Here is a 24177-nt window from a genome sequence, read left to right on the forward strand (position 1 = left end):
TCCCGAACCGGGTCGTGAAACGTCGCAGCGCCGATCCTACTGGCGGCTCTCCGCTGGGAACCTAGGTCCACGCACCCGACCGATGCGCGGGGGAGCTGTCGCGAGGCAGTTCCCCCATTTGTCTGCCGCGGCGTGGAGCAGTGGCAGCTCGTCGGGCTCATAACCCGAAGGTCGCAGGTTCGAATCCTGCCGCCGCTACCACCAGCACCATCACCCCCGCTAGCGCAGCTAGCGGGGGTGATGTGTTTTGGGCGGAGTGAGTGGCGGGGTACTATGATGTTTACCGCAGAGGGCGCGGAGGATGTTCCTCATCCCAAATATCTTTGCTGAGCGTTGACCGCCCTCATCCCCCGCCCCTGCTCCTTCAAGGGCGGACAGAACGGAAGAGCATAGATACGGTTGTTGGCGTTGGGATGCGCTGGTTTGCCCCCTCCCCTTGCCCCTCCCCCGCTGGGGGAGGGGTAACGGGGAGTGCAGCACGGGGCTTTACGGTATCACACAGCGATCCACGGTTGCAATCGATCACATGGTCTGTCCGCCCCTCAACCCCTGCTCCCACCTGACGGCGGAAGAAGGGAGCCGCTGGATATGCGGGACTGGCACTGCGCAACCAGCATGTCATTGCGAGGGCGCGCAGCGCCCGAAGCAATCTCCTGCTCAAGCGCCCTACGCTCAGTCACGTCTTCCGCCCTGCACAGCTTAGCGTTGACCGCCCGCATCCCCCTACCCCTGCTCCTTCAAGGGCGGACAGAACGGATGAGCATCAATACGGTTGTTGGCGTTGGGATGCGCTGATTTGCCCCCACCCCTTGCCCCTCCCCCAGCGGGGGAGGGGTAACGGGGAGTGCAGCACGGGGCTTTACGGTATGACACAGCGATCCACGGTTGCAATCGATCACACGGTCTGTCTGCCCCTCGCCCCTGCTCCTGCAAGGGCGGACAGAACGGATGAGCATCGATACGGTTGCTGGCGTTGGGATGCGCTGGTTTGCCCCCACCCCCAACCCCTCCCCCGCTGGGGGAGGGGTCATGGGGAGTGCAGCACGGGGCTTTACGGTATGACAGACACAGACGGGGAAACTGCGGCGATGGCTTCGCCGCCCTCCGCCCGGCGCGTAATGACAACCAGCGCCAAAACCCCTTTGCGTTCTTTGCCTCTTTGCGTGTGAATCCTCTGCGCCTTTGCGCCCTTCGCAGCTTAGCGTTGACTGCCCGCATCCCCCCACCCCTGCTCCTGCAAGGGCGGACAGAACGGATGAGCATCAATACGGTTGTTGGCGTTGGGATGCGCTGATTTGCCCCCACCCCTTGCCCCTCCCCCGCTGGGGGAGGGGTAACGGGGAGTGCAGCACGGGGCTTTACGGTATGACAGACACAGACGGGGAAGCTGCGGTGAGAGTTAGACTGTTGGCTATTCATTGACATCTGGTATTATTTGCTGAAACAGTGATTTGCCACGGAGATTGCGATGTCCTTCGATCCATTCACTATTCGCCCACTCTTCCCAGCATTAGCGCAAGAGGTTGCCGGACGGCCAGCAGTCTTTTTCGACGGCCCCGGCGGTACGCAGGTGCCGCAGATGGTGATCAACGCGATCAGCGGCTATTTGGCGCGTGACAATGCCAATACGCACGGCGCATTCGCCACCAGCCAACGCACCGATGCGACGATTGCCGCAGCGCATGCTGCGATGGCCGACCTGCTCGGCTGCGATCCTGACGAGGTGTTTTTCGGCCAGAATATGACCTCGCTGACCTTTGCGCTCAGCCGGGCAATTGGGCGCGAGCTGCAACCCGGCGATGAAATCGTGGTGACACGGCTTGATCATGATGCCAATGTCGCGCCGTGGCGAGCATTGAGCGAGCGTGGGGTCGTGATTCGCGAAGTCGATATTGACATTGAGGACTGTACGCTCGACATGGCGGACATGGCGGCGAAGATCGGGCCGCGTACCAAGCTGGTGGCGGTTGGTTATGCGTCAAATGCGGTGGGCACGATCAACGACGTGCGGCAGGTGATCGAATGGGCGCATCAGGCCGGCGCACTGGTCTTTGTGGATGCGGTGCATTATGCGCCACACGGCCCGATCGATGTCAAGGCGCTCGACTGCGACTTTTTGGCCTGTAGCGTCTACAAATTCTTTGGGCCGCACGTAGGGGCCATCTATGGCAAACGTGAGCATCTACAACGATTGCAGCCCTACAAAGTGCGCCCGGCGGCTGATACCACGCCCGAACGGTGGATGACCGGCACCCAGAACCACGAAGGCTTGGCCGGCGTGACGGCAGCGATTGAGTACTTGGCCAGTTTAGGCCAGCCGGCTGCGAGCCGGCGCGAGGCGCTCGTGACGGCGATGACCCGAATCGCTGACTACGAACGGAGCTTGGCCGTACAGTTGATCGAGGGTTTGCTCACCATTCCCGGCCTCACGTTTTATGGGATTCGCGAGCCGGAACGGTTTGGGTGGCGCACGCCGACGGTCTCGTTCCGGTTGGCGAACCTGTCGCCGCGAGCGGTGGCTGAACAACTGGCTGAACGCGGTATCTTCGTCTGGGATGGCAACTATTATGCGTTGAACTTGAGCGAACGGTTGGGGGTTGAGCCGCTCGGCGGTATGGTGCGGGTAGGGCTGGTGCATTACAACACGGCTGCTGAATTGGATTATTTGCTTGAGGTATTGCGCGAGCTGGCCACAAGGTAGCAGGATGGGTATGTGGCGGGCCAGCGGCCCGCGCTCCACGCGCTCCGCCATCTCGGCCCGGGGCGGGCCAGCGGCCCGCGCTCCACGCGCTCCGCCATCTCGGCCCGAGGCGGGCCAGCGGCTCGCGCTCCACACGCTCCGCCATCTCGGCCCGGGGCGGGCCAGCGGCCCGCGCTCCACGCGCTCCGCCATCTCGGCCCGGGGCGGGCTGGCGGCCCGCGCCGCCTAGCATTAGGCTTTGAGCATTGCATCGGCACGATCCCACACTAACAGCCCCGGCTGCTCGCTGAGCATGACACGGTCGGGGCTATACCGCACTCGGATGCCGCTCTCACTCCCCAACACACGCCGGTCGAGATCGGGCGGCATGGTGGTGATATACCCTTCATCATTGAAAAAGAGGCGCACACAGGAAAATGCGAAGGTCAGATCGTGCGGGCTAGCGAGGGTAATTTCGAGATCGGAGTCGTGGTTGACACTCGCCTGAGCGCCAAGATCGCCCAGCATGTGGCGCAACGCATCAATATCGACATTCAGCCGCTGCCCTTTTGAGCCGCTAATCGTGATCGTGATATGGCGACTGGTGAGAACCGAGTCGATCAACAACAACTCATAGGGGGTCTGCTCGAACAGAATCGCTGCCGCCGGATTGGCGCGATCAATTGCGCGACCGGCTAGCGCGCAGCCGAGAGCATTGACATCGTAGGCAAGACGCATCGCGGTGGGAAATGAGAAGGAGATAGCGGCAGCGCCTTGCAACGTCGTGGACAACTCGGCGGTAGGGATGCCAAAGCCGCGTAAAAAACCTTTCAAAATGGCCAGCCCCAATTCAAGACTCACCCGCCGCGAACGGCGACCGCTGATGTCGATCAGTTGTGACACCGATGGCTGGACGCTGAGCGGGCTCGAGTCGGTTAAGAGTGGCAAGAGCGAGCCGCGAAAGATACTGCGCCCATGGCGATGTACAACGACTGAGAGCGGGCGAATGCGGGCATCGGGGACACGCACCGGATTAGCGCTGAACAGGTCATGCACAAGCGCGACGAGCGGGTCATTCGAGCACAGATGCAAGATCATGCGCTACCTCGGCGGTGAAGCTTCAAAAAGGGCGGAAGATCGTCATACTTACGCAACGCAGGGGCCTGTGATTGAACAGGCGGTTTCGGGCGCGGAGCGGATTTATTGGCGCTGGCGCCGGCCGGCCGGCGGAATGAATCAACTTCGCTCGCGATCAGCGTCACACGCACGCGATCAGGGTTGGCTTGGTGCGGTGAGCTGACCACGCCAATCGCTAAATCCATCTCGTTATCAATCGTCTGATGAATCTGCGCGATCGCATTGTTCACATCGTGCAGACCGAGATTATTACCGCCGATGATCGATACAAAGAGACGCCGCGCCTTCATCAAATGCCCTTCCAACAAATCACACCTGAGTGCCATCTGCACAGCGCGTTGGGCGGCATCACTACCAGTTGCGCTGCCAATGCCAAGCATCGTCTGGCCGGCATTGCTGAGGGTTTGGCGAACGTGGGAAAAGTCGAGCTGCATCAGGGACGGCAAGGAGAGCTGCTCGACGACACCACTGATTGCAGCGCTCAAAATCGTATTGCTATAAGTGAGCGCATTGCTCAGCGTCTCCCGCGGAGGAACAAAACGGAGGATCTTCTGATTGGAGACCACCACCACCGCATCGGCAGTCGCGGTCAGGGAAGCAAGACCTTGTTCGGCCGTGCGACTACGTTTGCCTTTCTCGACTTGAAACGGCATCGTGACAAAAGCGAGGGTCAGTGCGCCAAGTTGGCGGGCAAGACGGGCAACCACTGGCGCGGCGCCGGTGCCGGTACCCCCACCCATACCGGCGACAATCACCACCAGATCGGCGCCAGCTAGCGCTTGGGCCAACACCGGTTCGCTTTCGAGCGTCGCCTCTGCACCGACCTGAGGATGGCCGCCAGCGCCCTTGCCACCTGTAAGCTGCGGCCCCAATAAAATGCGCGTGGGTACCGTAGTTCTTCCAACCAGATCTTGTTGATCGGTATTGGCGACAATCACGCCAATCTGAGCGGCCGGCAGTTGTAAGGTACTGACCAAATTCCCGCCGCAGCCACCCAAACCGATCAGCTTGATGGTAATCGGGGTACGAGGCTGAAACGATACATCTGCTGATTGCATACGCCCCCCTACGAATAATGGTTTGGTATCACACCTACTCGCTCACCGGAATCTCAGCGATGGAGTCGCTCACCCGCACCCGGCCAGCGCCAATGTGAAACTGCCGGCGCAGTAACTGCACCAGCGCCTGTACCGCGCTGCGCAATGGCGGCGGCGCATGTTCGAGCGACCCCTCGACAGCAATCACGACGGCGCGTTGATCGAGTTGCTCGGCGGGCAAGCCAACCCCGCGAGCAGTACGGGCAATATAGCGTTCGTGGCGCAGACGAAACACAGCGCCGGTATGATCAACGTAATAGTGCCAGCGCGCATTGGCATGCGCATTGACCAACTGGAAGCTGGTTGGGCCGGGAGTTGGCACCAGCAAAATGGTATCAATCGGGCGGCGGCGTAGTTCACCATCACCAGCGAACAGGCTCACATCGATCAATGGCTGGCCTTGCCGGACTGGCCCAAGCAGAGGAGCAGATGTAACCGGCGGCGGTGGCAGGCGGTGGCCGTCAACCCGCGATAACCGAACCACGCCGGTTGCAAGCTGGCGGTGGCTGCCAAGCAAGGCCGTCAAGCGCCCAAAAGGACTCGCCGGCGGCAACGGGCGATCGAGCGGCCAATCCGGGGCCGGCAGGCGACAAGCTATCACATCGAGCGCAAACGGCATCAACGCCACCGGCACGCCATCGATCACTACAACGTCAGGTTGGCCCAGCGGCGCGCCAAGTTCTTCCCCCAACGCATACTGGATCAGGGCCGCATCAGGTTGGTAGCGGTAACCGGTGCGGAGGGCAAAGAGATCGTCAAGCAAGAGCCGGGCCAATTGAGTGGCACGCTCGCGGCTGAGACCAGACGGCGCCAACTGGCCAGCAGCGACGCGGCGAAGCTCGCTGAGCCGGTAGATCACCTGCCACTGGCCCACCGGCGAGCAAAGGCTATCGAGGGCAAAGTGCTGGCAAGCGAAATTCAGTCCGGGCGCCAGCGCCAGCCGGTGGTTATGGCTAATCGGCATCCCCAATTCATCGGGATGCTGGAGAAAATACTGGTGGAAGGCCCAACCGGGTTGAAAGCCATTGACCGGATCGGCAGCGCGAAAGATTGCCTCAAGCAGCGCCATCCGTTGCGGGCTGGCCGGCACGGTATTGAGCCGATTGACACTCTCACCGGGGCGGAGGGAGTCATTGGGCCCAACGGAAACAAACAGCGCATCGCGCGCATAGACTTCGACCAGATAGCGCGTCCCGTCAGGCAGAGCCAACGCGCGTTCGCGGTCGTTGGGCGCGGATGCCGGACGCGGAGCGAGGGGGCGAGCGACCAGCGAAGCGACCGGCATACCGAGGTTGGCGGCGCGGGCGTGGCTAAAAAAGGGCCACTCGACGGGCAGGCCGCTACCGGCAGCGCGATATGCGGCATCAAGCATGTATTGGCGCAACCGCTCACCCGGCGGCAAGGCAGGGGCATCAGGCAAACCGGCGAAGACCTCGGCTAGAAACCGTTGCCATGGGAAGCCGGCCGGATCGGTCTTGCGGCCGGGGGAGATATCGAGATGGCGCACCACTTGGGCGGGCGGAATCTGGTACTTCTGCACCAGCTCGCGGGTCAGCCAGAGCGCAGCAGCGTACTGTTCGGGCGGGTAGGGATCGCGACCATCGTTGCGATTCTCGAGTTCGATCCCCACCGACACATCGTTACAGCCAGACACCGTGCGGCCATCAACCTCCCAACGGCTCACGCCGGCATGCCACGCGATGTCTTGATCAGCAACCAGTTGGAAAATCTGGCCACGTTTACTGATGTAATAATGGACTGACACCTCACGACCGGGAGCACCGCCCTGCCGGAGCCACGTAAAGTCGCCGGGGTACGAACCGGCAGTGGCATGGAGCACCACCATCCTGATCCGATCAGGAGTGCCCGGTTTGAAGTGATTGCGGGTCATGCCAACCCATTCGATCTGATACATACGTACACCTATGCGATGGTTATGATGGAGCCGCACCTCTGTGCGGCGGCACCAAGGGACAGCGCTACATAGGATCGATGCCGTATCGCCGGCGATACCATTCGTCTTGAATGCGCAACCGGCGGATCACGGGTGATGGTTGGCGCGCCGGAGACCGGTTGCCCAGAGTCAACGCCGGCGGCTGATCGCTCGGCGGGCGCAAGTAAATGGGTCCAAGGGTGCGATTACGCACGTACAACGCCGGCACAAACCACGACACCTGATCAGTCTCGCCGACATACAGTGCGATCCGGGCGGCGACCAGCGCCTCTTGCACACTCCGCCCCTGCGCCAACCCGGCGTAGACAATGCTGGCGATCCGGGTGGCAGCATCGGCGCGGATCGTAAACTGCATCCCAATCACCACCGGCACCCCAGCAATGCTCAGGGCAGGGGCAACACTACTAAGCAAGGCCGAGCCGGGGGTGGCCATTGCCCCTTGGCACGCATGCAACAAAACCATCCGCACCCCGCCAGCGGCAGCGGCCAACGCCCCCGGCGGCGTCCATTCTTCCCCGCCGCTTTCGCGGTCAAGCAAGAGCGCGCCGGCGCCTTGCTCGTAGCGGCCGTGGCCGTAGTAATGGATCACATCGGGCGACCACTCGCGCACCACTCGTTCGAGTTCACGGCGTGAAACCGGGCTCAACTCACGCATTTCGGCCAAACCCAATTCGAGCAACGGTTGCAACGCACTCATGCGGGCGCTGCGTTCAAGCTGGCGCAATTCGGGCGGAATCCCGGCTTGGGGCGAGAGGGCGAGAATGCGCAGCGCACCGCTACCCGGCGCCGGTTGCGGCGGCGGGCCGGTATGCTTCAGACGGCGTTCGATCGAGGCTGACAAGCGACGCTCGGCGAGGAGCGGGGTTGGCTCATCGGCCCACAGCAGCTCCCACGGGAGCGCGGCGAGGGCAATATCAGCCGGCGCGTGGGCATTGAAATGGCAGGCCATCAGCAACGGCCGATCGACTGCCAGCGCATAGTTACGCACAATCTTGAGGGCTTCAGCGCCGCGCTTATCGTGGGTCAAGGCCCGAAAGAGGCGGCGACCGACCCGGCGCGGCAAATCGGACGGCACCCGATCGCCGTCATCCCAGAAATCGAGTTCACGCAGCCGATCCTGTTCCGCCGGAGAAAATGTGAACGCCGCTTCTTGGGCTGATGTCCATGGATGCGGATAGGCCGGATCTTGCAACACATCAAGGGCGCGCAACACAAGCGGCACATCGTGGGCAGCGATCGGCATCGGCATCTGGCTCTGGGTGATATCGATCACCTCATTAGCTTCCCAGCGCACAAAAAAGCCGCGGTGATACGAACTAAAATCGACCGAGAGCAGAACGGGCTGGTAGGTTGGTCGCATAGTGATACAGATGGGTATGGCTAACAGCAGGAACACACCATCGTAGCCGGCAGCGAGCGCCTCATCCTTCACGAGATGCAGCGGGCAGCTCGGTCATCAGCAGAGCGAACAGCAATGCTTGATCAGCCGCCTGATCGCGCACCAGCAACCGCTCGCGCTGCAAGGTTTGGCGCAAGCGCTGGCGCGCAATGAGCGCACTGCCGGACGGACGATCGAGCACGAGGCGCGGTTGGAGCGTCAGGGCGCTATTCATGGAGCAATCCTTTCCAGTAATCTACTACAGTATGTAGTAAAAATGATCATAAAGAAAACGCGCTGTTACGCGCCACTGCGACATTCCAATCATGGCGCGACCAACGGCCGGCAGAGGCCGTAATCGTCGACTCACATTCTTGCCAGCGTTCAGGCGTCCACACTTCTAAATACTGATCCATTCCCACCAGAACAGCGGTGCGATCAAGACCGGCGTAAGCACGGAGCGGCGCGGAGATGACGATCGTTGCCTGCTCATCGAGCGCCAAGGCACTGGCATCGGCAAACAGCAGCCGGCGCAACCAGCGCTCATCAGCCCCGCTGAGGGTCAGATTGCTCACCCGTTGGGCCAACCCACGCCAGAACGGTTCGGGGCACAGTTGGAGACAGCGTTCAAAACCGCGGGTCACAACCACGCTAGCGTTGAACAGCGGACGGATCGGGGCGGGAATGGCCAAGCGGCCTTGTTCATCGAGCGACACCTGCCATGTACCGAGCAGCATTGCTTCCTCACAGGGTCAACATGATAGGTAGGAGGATCCTTTTCGGGTACTTGTTGGGTTCTTAAAATACCTGCCTGAATTACTATAGCATATAATATTCGAGCCGTCTAGAGTTTTTCGCGGGAAGTTCTCAGCGAGGCCTTGACATTACTACAGTCTGTAGTATTATAAAGCTGAACCTAGTACCAATGACTTTTTGCCTGCAATCGCCTGCTCGTTGTCGCTAGTAGAAATGGCGTTATGACGAGACAAACTGAACAGGAGGAACGGCTCTCACCCAACTAGCAACACCAACAAGAACCTAACAAGCACCCGAAAGGCTAGACAAAACGGTTTATTAGTGGTATAGTATTCCCTGAAAGGAACCCGAAAGGAACCCCGCAATGCAAGCAGTGAATCACGACGCAACGTTCAACACGGTGACCGAGGCTGATCATCTGGCAGTGCAATTGCCATTGCAGGTGATGGGGCTATCAACTGCCTACGCTGCTACGCTCGAACTGCTCCAGCGCCGTTATCCGACCGTCTTGCCTGATCATTTATGGGCAGAGGTTGCTGGCGGGGTCGTTCTTTCCCTTGCGCCGGTCGCATTAGCTGCGCGCCGTTTACGCAACCTCGATTGGCGCAATTATGAAGATTTGGTCTGGCGTAGCTTTGTGGCTGCGGGCATTCCCATCATTCTCTGGCAACTCGGCGCAAATGCGCTGCGCCGCCGCGAAGCCGAAGATTACTTGCGCCGAACACGAAGGAGCGCTGTTGATTATGCCAACGATACCACGCCGCTGGCCAACCGAATTGGAGACCGAGAGGGTGGAGCTGATCCGCGTTGCGGACGAGGCGGTTCAGCACATCCAACAGGCCCGGAGTACGCTTGAAGAGGTGCGCGCTGAACTGGGGCGCAATGTTCACCTTGCGCGAGTGTTGATCGTGACTGCCGAACGTGCCGTGTACGATGCCTTGACTTGCACTGAACGTATGCGGCGCTACTTGGCCGTCGTGCGCGGCGCTGAAATTCATGGACGCTGGCCGATGACGGCGGCTCGCCAACGTGACGATAGCGAACAGGCGTTGGATCGAGCCGCCCAGAGCCTCGAAGAGGCGCAAGACCTCTTTGAGACGTTACGGCAGAGTTATCTCGCGAATTTTACGCTGGCCGAGGCCGTGCTGGCCGATATGACGCTTGCACTCGCCCGCGCTCGTCGTTCGATCGAACAAATGGTGCGCTTGCTCACCGAAGCGGCGATCGGACGTGATTAGGCCTTGTTTGTGATCACGCAGCGCAACCCATTTGCTATGGCGTTGGCGTGACAGGAGGCACGGGCGTCGCAGTTGGCGTTGCTGTCTGCGGCGACGGCGTTGCAGTGGGTGTTGCGGTTGGCGTAGGCACGCCAACATCATCCACCGTATCGGCGGCAATGTCGCTTAGCCGGTCAAGAAATCGGATTAATCGCTCGCTACGCTGTTCGATCTCGCGGATCCGCACATTTTGCTCGGCCTGAATAGTTGCCACGACCGCCACCACAACCTGCCCCTCGCGCAACTGATCTTGCAGGTCTACTGCTTCAGCGACCGCCGTTTGTAAAGCCTGACCTAACACTACCGCCGTTGCAGCTTGCCCGGCTTGGGCAGTCGCCGCTGCTGCCAATCGCCCCGCCTGCGCTTCGAGATCATCGATCCGCTCGCGCGCATTGCCCAGCTCGATGCTCGCTTGCGCCTGCGCCGTTTGCAGTTGGGCCACCGTATCGGCTTGCGCCGTGGCCGCTGCCTGCAACCGCTGTACCTCAACGCTCGCTTGCCGGATCTGCTGCGGCGTGGTCAGATCAACTCCCAACAGAAACAAGATGCCTCCGGCTGCGACTAACGCTACTCCAGCCGCAATGATCACGGTCAATAACCAGCCAATCAGGCCGATGATCCGGCTCACACAACTGCGCGGGCGCGGCGCTGGCGACGCTGGCGGCGGGGCTACAGGCGTTTCATTTGAATCAGATTGGGTCATGGTTATCCTACTGCATCGGCGCGAACCCATGGCTATTGTAGCATGCCGGTTGGCAGACTAAGAAAGCGGTTGCCAGCGCAGGCGATCACCCGCGCCATCCCCGTCATTTGACAGTCTGCAAGGCGCTGGCTACAATCGCACCAGCCAGATTGCTATGCCGAGGAGCCTATGAGAGTTCCGCTGTCATGGTTGCGTGAATTTGTTGCGGTCGATCTGCCGGTCGAAGAATTGGCCCGGCGCTTGACCTTCGGCGGCATGGAGGTCGCTCAGATCCACCGGATCGGGGTTGAGGGCGCGCCGCTGCCGTGGGATCCCGAATTGATTGTCGTTGCCAACGTGCTAGAGGTGCGGTCGCATCCGAACGCCGACCGGCTGGTGCTGGCCGAGGTTGATTATGGCGCGGCCCAGCCCCATACGGTGGTCACCGGCGCACCTAATCTCTTTCCCTATCGCGATCAGGGCCGCTTGACCCATCCATTGAAAGCGGTGTTTGCCCGCGAAGGCGCACAGTTGTACGATGGCCACGCCGAGGGCTGGGTGATTACCAAGCTGAAAGGCCGGCCAGTGCGCGGCGTGATGAGCGATGCTATGCTCTGTTCGGAGAAAGAGCTGGGTCTGAGCGAGGATCACGAGGGGATTTTGATCTTGCCTGACGATGCGCCGGTGGGGATGCCGCTGCGCGACTATCTGGGCGAGATTGTGCTGGAAATTGACCTGACCCCCAACTTCGCCCGTTGTCTCTCGATCGTTGGCGTGGCCCGCGAAGTCGCCGCGCTGACCGGCGCGCCGCTGACCTTGCCCGATCCGCAGGTCGTCGCTACCGGCCCGTCGATCAGCGGGCGGGCTAATGTCACCGTCCACGAACCCGATCTCTGCCCACGCTTTATGGTCGGGCTAGCCGAGGGCGTACAGATCGGGCCGTCGCCGTTCTGGATGCAACGCCGCTTGATTAACGCCGGCATGCGCCCGATCAACAATATCGTCGATATTTCCAACTACGTGATGATCGAGTGGGGCCAGCCAACCCACGCTTTTGACGCCGATCGCGTAGCCGATCGCCATCTGATCGTGCGCTTGGCCCAACCCGGCGAACGGCTGAAAACGCTCGATGATCGGGATCGCGATCTAACTCCCGGCCCCGATAGCGGCTTGACCCACCCGCCGCTGATGGTGTGTGACGCCACCGGGCCGCTGGCAGTGGCTGGCGTGATGGGTGGAGCTAGCTCTGAGGTGAGCGCGACCACGACCAACGTGTTGCTCGAAGCGGCTATCTGGGAGCCGGTGCAGATCCGGCGCACGGCGCGCGGCCTCAAGTTGCCCAGCGAAGCGTCACGCCGCTTTGAGCGCGGGGTTGATTACGAGTTGCCGCCAATCGCATTGCGCCGTTGTCTGGAACTGATGCGCCTGTACGCCGGGGCAACGATTGCCGCCGATTTCATCGATGTCTATTCGCGCCCGTGGCAGCCGGTGACGATCGATCTGACACCCTCGGAAGTGCGCCGCTTGCTCGGCGTTCATCTCGATGCCCACACCATCGCCGGCATTCTGAGCCGGCTAGGGTTTGAATGCACAATCAGCGGCAGCGCAACGGTCGGCGATTTTGCCATGCTGGCCGCCGAGCCGGTGATACACGTGAAGGTGCCGTCGTTCCGCCAAGATGTGACGATGGCCGCTGATCTGTGCGAAGAGATTGCCCGCGTCTACGGCTACGATCAGATTCCGTCCACCCGGCTGGCCGATGAATTGCCGCCGCCGGTGACGCTCAAGGCGATCGAACTCGAAGAGCAGGTGCGCGATCTGATGGCCGGCGCCGGCTTGACTGAACTGATCACCTATTCGCTGATCGATATGGCGCTGGTCGCGCAGGTGCAACCCTCTGAGGCTGTCGCCGAGCGGTACCTCAAGCTGAGCAATCCTAGCACGCCGGAACACGTCTATCTGCGCCGTTCGTTGTTGCCCTCAATCGCGGCGGCGCTGGCCATGAACCTGCGCGAGCGCGAGCGTTCGCTGGTGTTTGAGATTGGGCGAGTCTACTTACCGCAAGCCGAACCCGGCAAAGATGATCGCTGGCTGCCCGACGAACCGCGCCGGCTGGCGATTGCAATGGCCGGCCCGCGCCAGCCGGAAAGCTGGCTCAGCACCGACCGCGAGTGGCTCGATTTCTACGATCTGAAGGGGATCGTCGAGCTGCTCGGCGAACGGTTAGGGCTGGCCGAGCAACTCAGCTTTGTGCCGTTGACCGATGACGAACGCTTCCACCCCGGTCGCTCGGCGGCGTTGATGCTGGTGCGCAAGCGCGATAGCCGGGGGCGGCCAGTCGATCAACAACTGGTTGGCGTGCTCGGCGAAGTCCATCCGCAGGTGCGCGCGCGGCTCGAAGTGGCAGCGCCGCGCGTGTTGCTGGCCGAGATCGATCTCGAGACGCTGTTCGGCCACGCTGGGCAAGCGGTCTACCGGCCTATCTCACGCTTCCCAGCCAGCGTGCAAGATCTGTCGATTGTGGCCGATGAAACGATCAGCGAAGCGCAGATCCGGGCCGTCATCCAGCGCAGCGCCGGCGAGTATTTAGAGCGCCTGACCCTGTTTGATCGCTACAGCGGGCCGCAAGTGGGGGAAGGCAAACGCAGCCTGACCTATCACCTTGTCTTCCGCGCGCCTGACCGCACCCTGCTCGACGAGACGTTAGCCAAGATTCGCAAGAAGATCATTGGCAACCTCGAACGCGAGCTCGGGGCAACGATTCGCAGTTGAGCCATGGCAACCGCGCCGGCCAAACTCATTCTCTGCGGCGAACATGCCGTCGTCTATGGGCGGCCAGCGATTGCGTTGCCGCTGGCCGACATTCGGGCGACGGCAACCGTTACGCCGCTCCCCGGCGGGAGCGGCCCGCTGATCAGCGCGCCCGATCTGGGGGGGCAATGGCGAATTACCGAGCGGCCCGATGAACCGCTGAGCGGATTGGTGATGGCAGTCATCGATCGGTTTGGCGTCCCGCCTGATATTGAAATTACCATCCGCTCGGCGATCCCGATCGCGAGCGGCATGGGCAGCGGGGCGGCCATCGCCACGGCAATTGTGCGCGCGTTGCTGGCGTACAGCGGCCAAACCCTGCCGCCGGCAGCCATTTCCGAACTCGTGTACGAGAGCGAACGCGGCTATCACGGCACACCGAGCGGGATTGACAACACCGTGGTGGCGTTCGAGCAGCCAATCTGGTTTCAGCGCCGGCCATCACTCCCGCCGTTGATCGAGCCGTTGCCCATCGGTGCGCCGCTGACGCTGGTGGTTGGCGACAGCGGCGTGCGCAGCCCGACCCGCTTACCGGTCGGCGCGGTGCGCGAGCGGTGGCAGGCCGATCCGGCCCGCTACGAAGCGTTGTTCGATCAGGTAGGCGCGTTGGTCGAGCAAGCGCGCGCCGCGCTGGCGACGGGTGATGCAGTGCGGTTAGGGCCGCTCCTCAGCGCCAATCACGAACTGTTGCGCGAGATCGGCGTCTCGTCGCCGGAACTTGACCGGCTGGTTGCGGCAGCGCACGCTGCCGGTGCATTAGGGGCAAAGCTAGCCGGCGCCGGCTGGGGTGGCGTGATGTTGGCGTTGACCACGCCGGCACAAGCGGCGACGATCGCTGGCGCGTTGCGCGCCGCGGGTGCAGCTAACGCACTCGTAACGACGATTGCGGCGACGGGATAATAGCAGCGTGTGGCAGTGGGGCTGCCGCACGCCATACTGTGGTGCAACGCTTGTGAAGCCGAACCCACTGACAAGAGTGAGAGTGATATGCAATGCGGCAGTTTCACTGCCGCACTCCATAACGTGGCGCAACGTTTGTGAAGCCGAACCCACTGACAAGAGTGAGAGTGATATGCAATGCGGCAGTTTCACTGCCGCACGCCAACGTTTGCGCAATGTTTGTCACGCCTACCCCACCGGTAAAGGTGATAAAGGGTGGACAGAACACATGAGCGTAGATGTCGTTGATGGCTTTGGAATGGGTTGTTTCGCCCTCACCCCCGGCTCCTCTCCTACTGGCGCGGGTTCAAGGGCGGACAGAACATCTGTCCGGAACCCGGCCCTTAAGGGCCGGGCTAGGGTTACGAAGCCCGCTGCGCGGGCTGCTGGCCCTCACCCCCGGCCCCTCTCCCACTGGCGCGGGTTCAAGGGCGGACAGAACATCTGTCCGGAACCCGGCCCTTAAGGGCCGGGCTAGGGTTACGAAGCCCGCTGCGCGGGCTGCTGGCCCTCACCCCCGGCCCCTCTCCCACTGGCGCGGGTTCAAGGGCGGACAGAACATCTGTCCGGAACTGGCGCGGGAGAGGGAAGCGGAGAGCTAAGCGTTGACGCATCGCACAGCGATCAACAGTTGTCCGCAATTACACGTGCTGTCCGCCCTTAAGGTAAAGGCGAGAGTGATATTCAATGCGGCAGTGAAACTGCCGCACTCCATCCTGTGGCGCAATGTGCGCCCCGCCTACCCCACCGGCAATTGCACAATGAACGTGCTGCCGCGCCCCACTTCGCTCTCAAGCATAATACTGCCGCCGTGCGCCTCAACCGCGAGCCGGCAGAAATAGAGACCCAAACCGGTACCCCGGCGACGATCATTCTCGCGGGCTTGATAGAAGCGATCGAAGATCCGATCTTGCGCCTCACGCGGAATACCCGGACCAGTATCGCTGACCCGCAACTCAACGCTATGGCCATCGTTGGTCAGGCGAGCGGACACCACCACTTCACCGCCTGACGGCGTAAACTTCACCGCATTCGAGACCAGATTGGCAATCACCCGTTCGATCAAGTGTTGATCCAACATTACTACCGGCAGCTCAACCGGCAATTCCACCCGCACGTGCGGCTGATCGGGATGGGCCAAGTGACGAAACGGCTCACACACGGTCTTGATCAGCGCAACGAGATTAGCCGGCTGCAACTGCAACGACCAACTGCTCGTCTCGAGCCGGGCCGAATCGAGCACCGTTTCGGTCAAGCTGAGCAGATAATTGGCGCTCTCCCGCGCCACCTCGATCAATTCATCGCGCGCATTGGCATCAAAGCCTTGGCGCTGCAAGGCCTTGAGACTGATCAGCAGCGTATGCAGCGGCGCACGCATATCATGCACAATCATCCGGGTCTGATCTTCGTGATTGCGCAGCCGTTCGGTGAGCGCGCGATTAGCCAGCGCCAACGTCACGTGTTGGCGAGCAGCAAAATCGAGCGCCTGATGCGCGATCTGCAAGAGCACATGGCTCGGTGGCGGCTGCAAACGCTGCAATGCAGCGCGTTGCAGCATCGGGATGGAATCTTCGAGCCGCTCGCTTAGGGCCAACAGATCTTCAGGCGCACAGCTCCAATGAGCATCATGCAATTGCAGATCAGCTTCGCGTTCCAACGACTCCATCGGAATAGCGACCAATGCATAGCCATAGCGCGGCCCAACCCCAACCAGCGCCACTCCCGCACCTTGGAGCACCACATTACTGCGTTGAATCGGCAACGCCACGTCCTGCAGAGCCAGATCGGCCCAATGACCGCCGGCTGAGCCAGCAACGAGCACTGACCCACCCTCTGCGAGCGTTGCATAACTCAACGTCTGCGCCAGTTGGATAAGCGCCGCCGGCGTATATCCGCCCGCTACTCCCATCCGCAGACACGATTTGAGCTGAGCAATGTCTGGGATGAGCTGGGCTGCCGGTCGCTCACCCACTTCACGTTGATTGCACCCCCCCACAGTCGGTTCCTTCCCCGCTGCGTAGCATTTGCTACCCGATTACGAGGCTGCTGAGCATGGCATTGAAGAGTTCAAGCTGGCTATCGAAGCTGCTTTCCGGCGCTTCAAACATGACCAGATAGGTCCACAGCGTATTCGGACTCGTCACGACCACAGCGACGACATAACTGTTGCCGCCTTGATCGAGCGGATAAGCATACTCAAGCTTCAAACCATTCAGGCCAGCTATCTGGAAATCGGTGACATCAACGCGCAGCTCGCCTTGCTGGTTCACGGCACTCTTCAGCTCTTCCATCAAGGTGCGGGTAGCGATGGTTGGATCGTCGTCAACAAACTTGTAGACATCAACCACCACATACACACCATCATCAACCGCGCGATTTGAGAAGATGATCCGGTCGTTGCCGGTATCAAACGCGCGCCAATTTTGCGGATAATCGATCGCAAAGCCAAGTGTGCCTTCGTAGCGTTGGAAACCGGCTTGGGCGGTGCCGGCAGGCGGCGGCGTCACCGCACCGCCCGGCGTGGTTGGCACATTGGTATTATCTACCGCCACATCAACATAGCTGTAGTGATAATTGCCGGCAATATCGCGCACCAGAAAGCCCATCACATAATCGCCGCTGAGGGTTGGCCCGCGCACCGCCTTGAGCGGCGCATCACCAAACGTAATCGTCTGGCCCTCAAACCGATTCGCTTCCAGCCCGCTGCCAGTATCAGTGTACGAGCGGTAGTAAGCGGTAAAGGTATCGCCAGCGCGAGGAGTCAACTCAAACGGTTGCGGTTCCTGCTTGCCGGCGGCGCGGGGAAAACCCCAGACCCGGAGCAATTGCGCTTCATTGCCTTGGATCGCAAAGACGAGCCCAGCGTTGATTTGCTCGCCGGTGGCGGTTGAGGTATAGATGCCTTCGACGCCGTAAAACTCAAAGCCATATTTAATTGGGCCTAGCAAGACCTCAATCGCATCATTCCCGTTGCTCAAGTACCAATTGGTTGCATCCCAATTCAAGCGCAGGCTAAACTCGCCATCGCTCCAATTGGGCACTTGGCTGCCCGGCGCAGCGCCCGGCGGATAAATAAAATCAACCAAGATCAGATCGACCGTATCGCGCCGATCGTTGGGAATGCCGATAAATTGGAAGACGTAGGCAATATCGCTGCCGGCCAAGGTACCGGTGAGACTAGCGGGTGCATTGACACTGACCACATCGCGGTTAATGGCCAAATCACGGATCGTTGGCCGTTGCACAGCGGCGCCGCTTGCCTGATAGTACGCGGTCAGAAACTCTTCCCAAGCAGTGGCGCGCGGCGTTGGTGAAGCGCGCTCGTATGCCTCAGCGTAGAGACTCACCAACTGCGGGAAATAGATCGAGAGACCGCCGCTCTCGCGGTGATACGAACCTACCCCATTGGCTAGCCGGGCCGATTCAATCGCGCGCAACAGTTGCGCAGCCCGATCACGCACGGCGCCGGTCGCGCCTTGTTGGGGGAGCAAGTTCAGAAAGTGTGGTAGATCGATCGCATTAAACTCTTCGGCATACGATGGCGCGTACACATTGGCAAATGAACGAGCTTGGCCGATAGCGGTATAGCTTTGTTGCACGCCGCGTTGCAATTCTTGCGCTAGCGCGTCGAGACCGCTCACCAGCTCATTCATGCGCGTGAGATCGAAGGCCGAGAGCGTCACTTCGTCAGCACTTTGGCCGCGAAACGAATCCATATAGGTTTGCACAATCACCGGCCCAATCGCGTAGCCATCTTGGGCCGGGTTGGCAACCAACTGCTCAAGCCACGCATCCCAAGCCCAACCGGTGTTGGGTTCGAGTTCGGCGGAAGCGACGGCCACCCGTCCGTATGGCGCAACGGTATGGAATACGTCGATCTGGGCCATCAAGCAGGCATCAAACCCGATCAACTCAAAACCGCCGATCCGGGTACGGGCCAGCGCTGTCTCGAAGGCCGAGCTTATCTCAGGCAGATTCAGCGCATCGCCATCAGTATCGTCACTGGCAATACCCAACCACGACGCGCCGTGATCCCAGAGAATGATGGCATAACGTTTGGCCGGGTAGTTTTCAATCCCCCAGATCAAGAAATCACTCAGCGTTGCCGGATCACCCATATTGCGCTCGCCGAGATCGGCCAGCGCATTGGCACGGGTTGGCTCCATCCCGGCTTCGACCCGAAACCGCAACGTACCTTCCCAATTGCCATACCGTTCGTCATCCCAGAATTCTGGCGAGCGGATGCGATCGAGTTGCACGATGACATGCACTTGATCGGTGGAACCAACCCGCGCCATTTCTTCAAAATCATCGATCGCGTCAGACTCGAGATTGTTATCGCCATCGAGATAGACGAGCACCGTCCATTCAGCCGCATTCGGCGGCGGCTCGCGGGTCGGCGTGGTTGGCTGCGCGATAGGAGATGTCGTGAACCCGCCGCCACTGGCGTTATTATTGCCGCCACCATTACCGCCACCGCCGCCGCGGTTCAAGAGCATCACACCGCCAGCAACAGCAACCGCGAGCACGATGCAGGCAAACACACCAATCAGCACGAGCCAGATCGGGAAGCGCCGGGGTTGGGCTGCCGGCGGCTGCGCAGCGGGCGGGACGGGAGGCAGTTGAAAACCGCCAGCGGCAGGTGGGGGAGCAGACGGCGGCTGCCCCGGCCATCCAGCAGCAGGCGGCGGCTGCGCCGGTTGCCCCGGCCACCCAGCAGCGGGTGGCGGCTGCGCCGGTTGCCCCGGCCATCCAGCAGCAGGCGGCGGCTGCGCCGGTTGCCCCGGCCAACCGGGAGCGGCAGGCGGTGGCGGCGCCGGCTGCCCCGACCACCCAGCAGCGGGTGGGGGCGACTGCGGACGCTGTGGCGGCGGTGATGAGCCAACGGGCAAGGTCGGTTCGAGCGCGGCGCCGGCCAGTTCTTCAAACCGGAACACCTCATCACCGATCGCAAACGTATCGCCGGTGCGCAAGAGTTGCCGCTGCACTGGCTGGCCGTTGAGCAACGTACCGTTCGAGCTGCCCAGATCAACCAGCACATACGACCCGCCTTCACGCCTAATCTCGGCGTGCCGGCGCGAAGCGCGCTGGCTGGCGATCACAACCGCGTTATCAGGCGAACGTCCGAACGTGAGCGATGTTTCGCCTAATTGAAACATCCGGCCAGCCAGCGGGCCGCTTACCGCTACCACACGTGCCGACATAACAAGATTCCTCATGATGACGCGTAGCAGAACGCAAGCACAACCGAATTGTAGCACGCGATCTGTACGTTGAACATAGGTAAAAGGTTACACCTTACGGCTGATCTCGTTGGGTGGGGAGGTGGGGTATACTCGCAATAATGTTCTATGTTCGCCACGATCCGCACGGCGGCGCAGTGCCGATACGATTGCGGATGGTTGCCACGTTGCGATGATATGAGAGGAGCCTACGATCGTGCAGCGTAGTGAATTTACGGTTGCTTCGGCCTACGTTTACGACCGGCGCAGCGTCGCGCGTTGGCTGCTCTCGCATGTGACGCGCTACTGGCCGTTTGTGTTGGGATTCTATCTGTGTTTCATCACCGCATGGGCGGCGTATTCAGGGGCGCAAGCGTTGATCGGGCGCGCCGCTGATGTGTTGAGCGGCCCGCCCGATTACGCTGCCTTGACCGGGTTGGCGCTGGCAGTGCTGGCCGTGATGGTGACGGATAGCGTGACGGCGTTGATCGGCAGCTTATCGGCTGAGAACGTGGCGGCGCGGGTCGAAGCCGATGTGCGGCAAGAGTTTTACGAGAGTTTGCTGGCCAAGAGCAAGGCGTTTCACGATCGCCAGCGCGCGGGTGACTTGATGGCCCGCGCGACCGATGATGCCAATTTTGTGGCGAATATGATCGTGCCCGGCGCTACCTTGATCTCGGAAACGGTGTTGGGGATCGTCGTACCGCTGACCTTCATCTTTTTCACCGAACCGCGCCTGATCATCGTGCCGTTGATCTTTGTGGCGGGCTATATCGTCACCGCGCGCTGGTATCTGCGCCGGCTGATGCCGGTGATCCAGCGCCAGCGCGAGCAGTATGGGGTGATGAATGCCGGTTTGGAAGAGACGATCAGCGGGATCGAGGTGGTGAAGGCGAGCGCGCGCGAGGCGCTGGAACGCTCGAAGTATCTGCGTAACGCGCAACGGTTTCGCGATCTGTTTGTGCAGCAAGGTGACATCGAGGCGCGCTATTTGCCGCTCTTGCTGTTTGGGATTGCGCTGGGTGCGGAGTTCTTCCATGCCCTGTGGCTCTACAGCACCGGCGACATCGGGTTGGGGCAAGTGGTGGCGGTGATCGGGTTGATGAATGTCTTGCGCTTCCCCACCTTCATCTCACTCTTCGCCTTCTCGGTCTTTCAGGCCGGCTTGGCCGGCGCGCGCCGCATTCTCGCCATCATCAACGCCGAGACTGACCTCGACGAAAACCCGAACGGCTATCGCGCGCCAGTGCGCGGCGAGATCGAGTTTGAGAATGTGAGCTTTAGCTTTGCCGCTCACCCCGGCGAAGCGCCGCATCAGGTGCTGCGCGACATTTCGTTCCGCATTGCCGCTGGGCAGACGGTGGCAATCGTCGGCCAGACGGGCAGCGGCAAGAGCGCGTTGACCCAGCTCGTCAACCGCACCTACGACGCGACCAGCGGGCGGGTGTTGATTGACGGGGTGGACGTGCGCGAGTGGAATCTGGATGCGCTGCGCTCGCAGATCGGCAAGATCGAGCAGGATATCTTCCTCTTCTCGCGCACGATCGGCGAGAATATCGCCTTTGGCGCTCCCGGCGCCACTCAAGAGCAGATCGAGGCGGCGGCGCGGGCCGCCCAAGCCCACGAGTTCATTAGCCGTCTGCCGAACGGCTACCAGACGGTGATCGGCGAGCGCGGCGTGACCCTGTCGGGCGGGCAACGGCAGCGGATCGCGCTGGCCCGCGCGTTTCTCGCCAACCCGCGCATTCTCATTCTCGACGATAGCACTAGTGCGATCGATAGCGCGACCGAAGATGAGATTCAGCGCGCGATCCGGCAGGCGCAGCAAGGGCGCACGGTGTTGTTGATCACCCACCGGCTGGCGCAGATTCGCTGGGCCGACCAGATACTGGTGCTCGATAGCGGGAGGCTCGTCGCCGCCGGCACCCACGAAGAACTGCTGCGCACCTCGCCGCACTACCGGCGAATCTTTGCCCGCTACGAGCAGCCGGCGGCGCGTCCAACGCCAGCGCCGGCGGCACGTTGACGGCGTGATGATTGCTCTGATGGGCAGAAAGGACGGCCATGGGTTTTCTGTTTGATGGCCTCGATGCCGAAGGCTACGATCGCAAATATAGCGACGGCGAACTGGTGCGGCGGATTCTGCGCTATTTTCGCCCGCAAGCCGCCAAGATCATCACCGCCGCGTTGATGATTAGCGCCACCGCATTGATCGAGGCGCTCATCCCGATCTTTATCTCGTACAGCATTGACGAGATTCAGACCGCGACCTCGCTCAATCAGGCAGCGGTGCTGGCCGGCGCGCTGGCCCTGATCGCCTGTTTGTCGTGGGTGTTTAACCTGATCCGGCAAACGATGTCGGTGCGAGCTATCGGTGAAGTGGTGCTGGCGCTGCGCCGCGACGCCGCCGATGCTGTACTGGCTCGCGACCTCAGCTTCTACGACGAGTTTCCGTCGGGCAAGATCGTCAGCCGGGTCAATTCCGACACCGCCGCTTTTGCGCAGGTGATGACGCTGACCATGGATCTGCTGAGCCGGTTGTTGCTGGTAGTGGTGCTGGTCGGCTATCTCGCCACCGTCAGTTGGTCGCTGACGTTGGTGTTGTTGGGGTTAGCGCCGTTGATCATCGGCGCGGCGCTGGCCTTCCGCTCGATTGCGCGCAAGGTGATCACCGCCTCGCGGCGGGTGAATGCCGAAGTCAGCAACCATATCCAAGAAACGGTAAGCGGGATCGGGGTCGCCAAGACCTTCCGCCAAGAACAGGCGGTCTACGCTGACTTTCTCGATGTCAACCAAAAGAGCCGGCGGGTGAACCTGTACACGCGCTACACCTTCAGCAGCATCTTCCCGCTGCTCAACCTGCTGGCCGCCACCGGCACCGCGCTGCTGGTCTATCTCGGCGGGCAGAAGGTCTATGCCGGCGAACTCACCACCGGCACGTGGTTTCTGTTCATCCAAGGCTTGCAGAGCTTTTGGTTCCCGCTGACCAGCATCGCCTCGTTCTGGAGCCAGTTCCAACTGGGATTGGCCGCCGGCGAGCGGGTGTTTGCGCTGATCGACGCCGAACCGCGGGTGACGCAGATCGACCGGCTCGATCCGGGCCGGTTGCGCGGCGAGATCACCTTTGCGCAGGTTGATTTTGGGTACAAACCGGGTGAACCGGTGTTGCGCCAGTTCAATCTGCACATCAAGCCGGGGGAGCGGGTGGCGCTAGTTGGCCATACCGGTTCCGGCAAGAGCAGCATTGCCAAGCTGATTGCCCGTTTCTACGAGTTTCAAGGCGGGCAGATCCGGATAGACGGCTACGACATTCGCCAGCTTGATCTAGCGGCCTACCGCAGCCAATTGGGGATGGTGACGCAGACGCCGTTTTTGTTCGACGGGACGGTGCGCGAGAATATCCGCTACGGGAACCCAGACGCGAGCGACGAGGAGGTACTAGCGGCAGCGCGGCGGGTGGGGCACGGCGACTGGCTGGCAACCCTGCCGGCGGGTCTCGACACGCCGGTTGGCGAGCGTGGCAGCAGTCTGAGTATGGGCCAGCGGCAATTGGTGGCGTTGGCACGGGTGTTGTTGCAAGACCCGGCGATCCTGATTTTGGATGAAGCCACCGCCAGCATTGATCCGCTCACCGAAGCCTTGATCCAAGAGGGTCTCGACGAGGCGATGCGCGATCGGACGGCGATCATCATTGCGCACCGGTTGAGTACGGTACGCGAAGTTGACCGGATCATCGTGCTGCGGCACGGCGAGATTCTCGAACAGGGGACGCACGATCAGTTGTTGGCCGCCGGCGGGCACTATGCCGAGCTGTACAACACCTACTTCCGCCACCAGAGCCTTGAATACATCGAGGCGGCGGGCCGGAGGTAGAAGGCGGTTAACGCAGAGGCGCAAAGCAAGCAAAGGCGCAGAGATCATAAAACGCAAAGGCGCGAAGGACGCAGAGGGCGCCAAGATTCTGAAGGGAGCGGCGCAGAGAGGGATTGCCCCCACCCCCATCCCCCTCCCCCGCTGGGGGAGGGGGCGGACAGAACATGTGTTTGGTTACGCCCATTGATCGCTGTGCGATGCCTCAAAGCCCTCACCCCTAGCCCCTCTCCCACCTAACGGTGGGAGAGGGGCTAGGGGTGAGGGCCAGCAGCCCGCGCAGCGGGCTTCGTAACCATAGCCCGGCCCTTGAGGGCCGGGTACCGCACAGATGTTCTATCCTCCTCTAAACCCGCTGGGGGAGGGGGCATGCG

General features: G+C 61.4%; 16 protein-coding genes and 1 tRNA gene. 8 read left to right on the forward strand and 9 right to left on the reverse strand.

Going from position 1 to position 24177, the window contains the following annotated elements:
• Positions 1–126: 126 nt before the first annotated feature.
• Together A6A03_RS04330 and A6A03_RS04335 are read left to right on the forward strand one after the other, a co-directional pair.
• Positions 127–201, forward strand: a tRNA-Met gene (locus tag A6A03_RS04330).
• Between the two features lie 1267 nt (positions 202–1468).
• The gene (locus A6A03_RS04335; protein ID WP_066783897.1) at positions 1469–2701 is read left to right on the forward strand and encodes a cysteine desulfurase-like protein; all 1233 of its coding nucleotides are present in this window, start codon (positions 1469–1471) and stop codon (positions 2699–2701) included.
• 231 nt (positions 2702–2932) lie between these two features.
• On the opposite strand, the gene A6A03_RS04340 is transcribed toward A6A03_RS04335, so the two are convergent.
• From A6A03_RS04340 to mraZ, 6 genes are all read right to left on the reverse strand, one after another.
• Positions 2933–3778, reverse strand: a complete 846-nt coding sequence (locus A6A03_RS04340; protein WP_066783899.1) for a gasdermin — start codon at positions 3776–3778, stop codon at positions 2933–2935.
• On the reverse strand, positions 3775–4875 hold the full coding sequence (locus tag A6A03_RS04345; protein ID WP_066783902.1) for a cell division protein FtsZ: 1101 nt from the start codon (positions 4873–4875) through the stop codon (positions 3775–3777). The genes A6A03_RS04340 and A6A03_RS04345 overlap by 4 nt, the downstream gene beginning before the upstream one ends.
• Positions 4876–4909: 34 nt before the next feature.
• Positions 4910–6829 (reverse strand): N-acetylmuramoyl-L-alanine amidase, encoded by a 1920-nt coding sequence (locus tag A6A03_RS04350; protein WP_066783906.1) that lies wholly within the window; start codon positions 6827–6829, stop codon positions 4910–4912.
• A gap of 64 nt (positions 6830–6893) precedes the next feature.
• Positions 6894–8228, reverse strand: coding sequence for a CHAT domain-containing protein (locus A6A03_RS04355; protein ID WP_066784646.1), 1335 nt, complete (start codon positions 8226–8228; stop codon positions 6894–6896).
• A 61-nt stretch (positions 8229–8289) separates the two neighbouring features.
• Positions 8290–8481, reverse strand: coding sequence for a hypothetical protein (locus A6A03_RS04360; RefSeq protein WP_066783909.1), 192 nt, complete (start codon positions 8479–8481; stop codon positions 8290–8292).
• Between the two features lie 46 nt (positions 8482–8527).
• Complete coding sequence (mraZ, locus tag A6A03_RS04365; protein ID WP_066783910.1) at positions 8528–8983, reverse strand: division/cell wall cluster transcriptional repressor MraZ; 456 nt, start codon at positions 8981–8983, stop codon at positions 8528–8530.
• 383 nt (positions 8984–9366) lie between these two features.
• On the opposite strand from mraZ, the gene A6A03_RS04370 reads away from it, so the two are divergent.
• Both A6A03_RS04370 and A6A03_RS04375 read left to right on the forward strand, forming a co-directional pair.
• Positions 9367–9858: a hypothetical protein gene (locus tag A6A03_RS04370; protein WP_066783912.1), complete on the forward strand. Its 492-nt coding sequence runs from the start codon at positions 9367–9369 to the stop codon at positions 9856–9858.
• Positions 9746–10240, forward strand: coding sequence for a hypothetical protein (locus A6A03_RS04375; protein ID WP_066783914.1), 495 nt, complete (start codon positions 9746–9748; stop codon positions 10238–10240). The genes A6A03_RS04370 and A6A03_RS04375 overlap by 113 nt, the downstream gene beginning before the upstream one ends.
• 34 nt (positions 10241–10274) lie before the next feature.
• Here A6A03_RS04375 and A6A03_RS04380 read toward each other — a convergent pair whose 3' ends face one another.
• Entirely contained in the window at positions 10275–10982 is a 708-nt protein-coding gene (locus A6A03_RS04380; RefSeq protein WP_066783918.1) for a hypothetical protein, read from the reverse strand.
• A gap of 168 nt (positions 10983–11150) precedes the next feature.
• Here A6A03_RS04380 and pheT point away from each other — a divergent pair, with 168 nt between their 5' ends.
• Positions 11151–13733, forward strand: coding sequence for a phenylalanine--tRNA ligase subunit beta (pheT, locus tag A6A03_RS04385; protein WP_066783921.1), 2583 nt, complete (start codon positions 11151–11153; stop codon positions 13731–13733).
• Positions 13734–13736: 3 nt separating this feature from the next.
• Positions 13737–14672, forward strand: a complete 936-nt coding sequence (gene mvk, locus A6A03_RS04390; RefSeq protein WP_066783924.1) for a mevalonate kinase — start codon at positions 13737–13739, stop codon at positions 14670–14672.
• A gap of 778 nt (positions 14673–15450) precedes the next feature.
• Here mvk and A6A03_RS04395 read toward each other — a convergent pair.
• A complete protein-coding gene (locus A6A03_RS04395) occupies positions 15451–16707 on the reverse strand; it encodes a sensor histidine kinase (RefSeq protein WP_066783928.1) in 1257 nt (418 codons plus the stop codon).
• Positions 16708–16738: 31 nt separating this feature from the next.
• On the reverse strand, positions 16739–19915 hold the full coding sequence (locus tag A6A03_RS04400; protein WP_066783936.1) for a clostripain-related cysteine peptidase: 3177 nt from the start codon (positions 19913–19915) through the stop codon (positions 16739–16741).
• Positions 19916–20150: 235 nt separating this feature from the next.
• Between A6A03_RS04400 and A6A03_RS04405 the strand changes: the two genes are divergently transcribed.
• Entirely contained in the window at positions 20151–21959 is a 1809-nt protein-coding gene (locus A6A03_RS04405) for an ABC transporter ATP-binding protein (protein WP_066783939.1), read from the forward strand.
• 38 nt (positions 21960–21997) lie between these two features.
• The gene (locus tag A6A03_RS04410; protein WP_066783942.1) at positions 21998–23806 is read left to right on the forward strand and encodes an ABC transporter ATP-binding protein; all 1809 of its coding nucleotides are present in this window, start codon (positions 21998–22000) and stop codon (positions 23804–23806) included.
• Positions 23807–24177: the final 371 nt, after the last annotated feature.

It is taken from the genome of Chloroflexus islandicus, from assembly GCF_001650695.1.
In the GTDB taxonomy this organism is placed as follows: Bacteria; Chloroflexota; Chloroflexia; order Chloroflexales; family Chloroflexaceae; genus Chloroflexus; species Chloroflexus islandicus.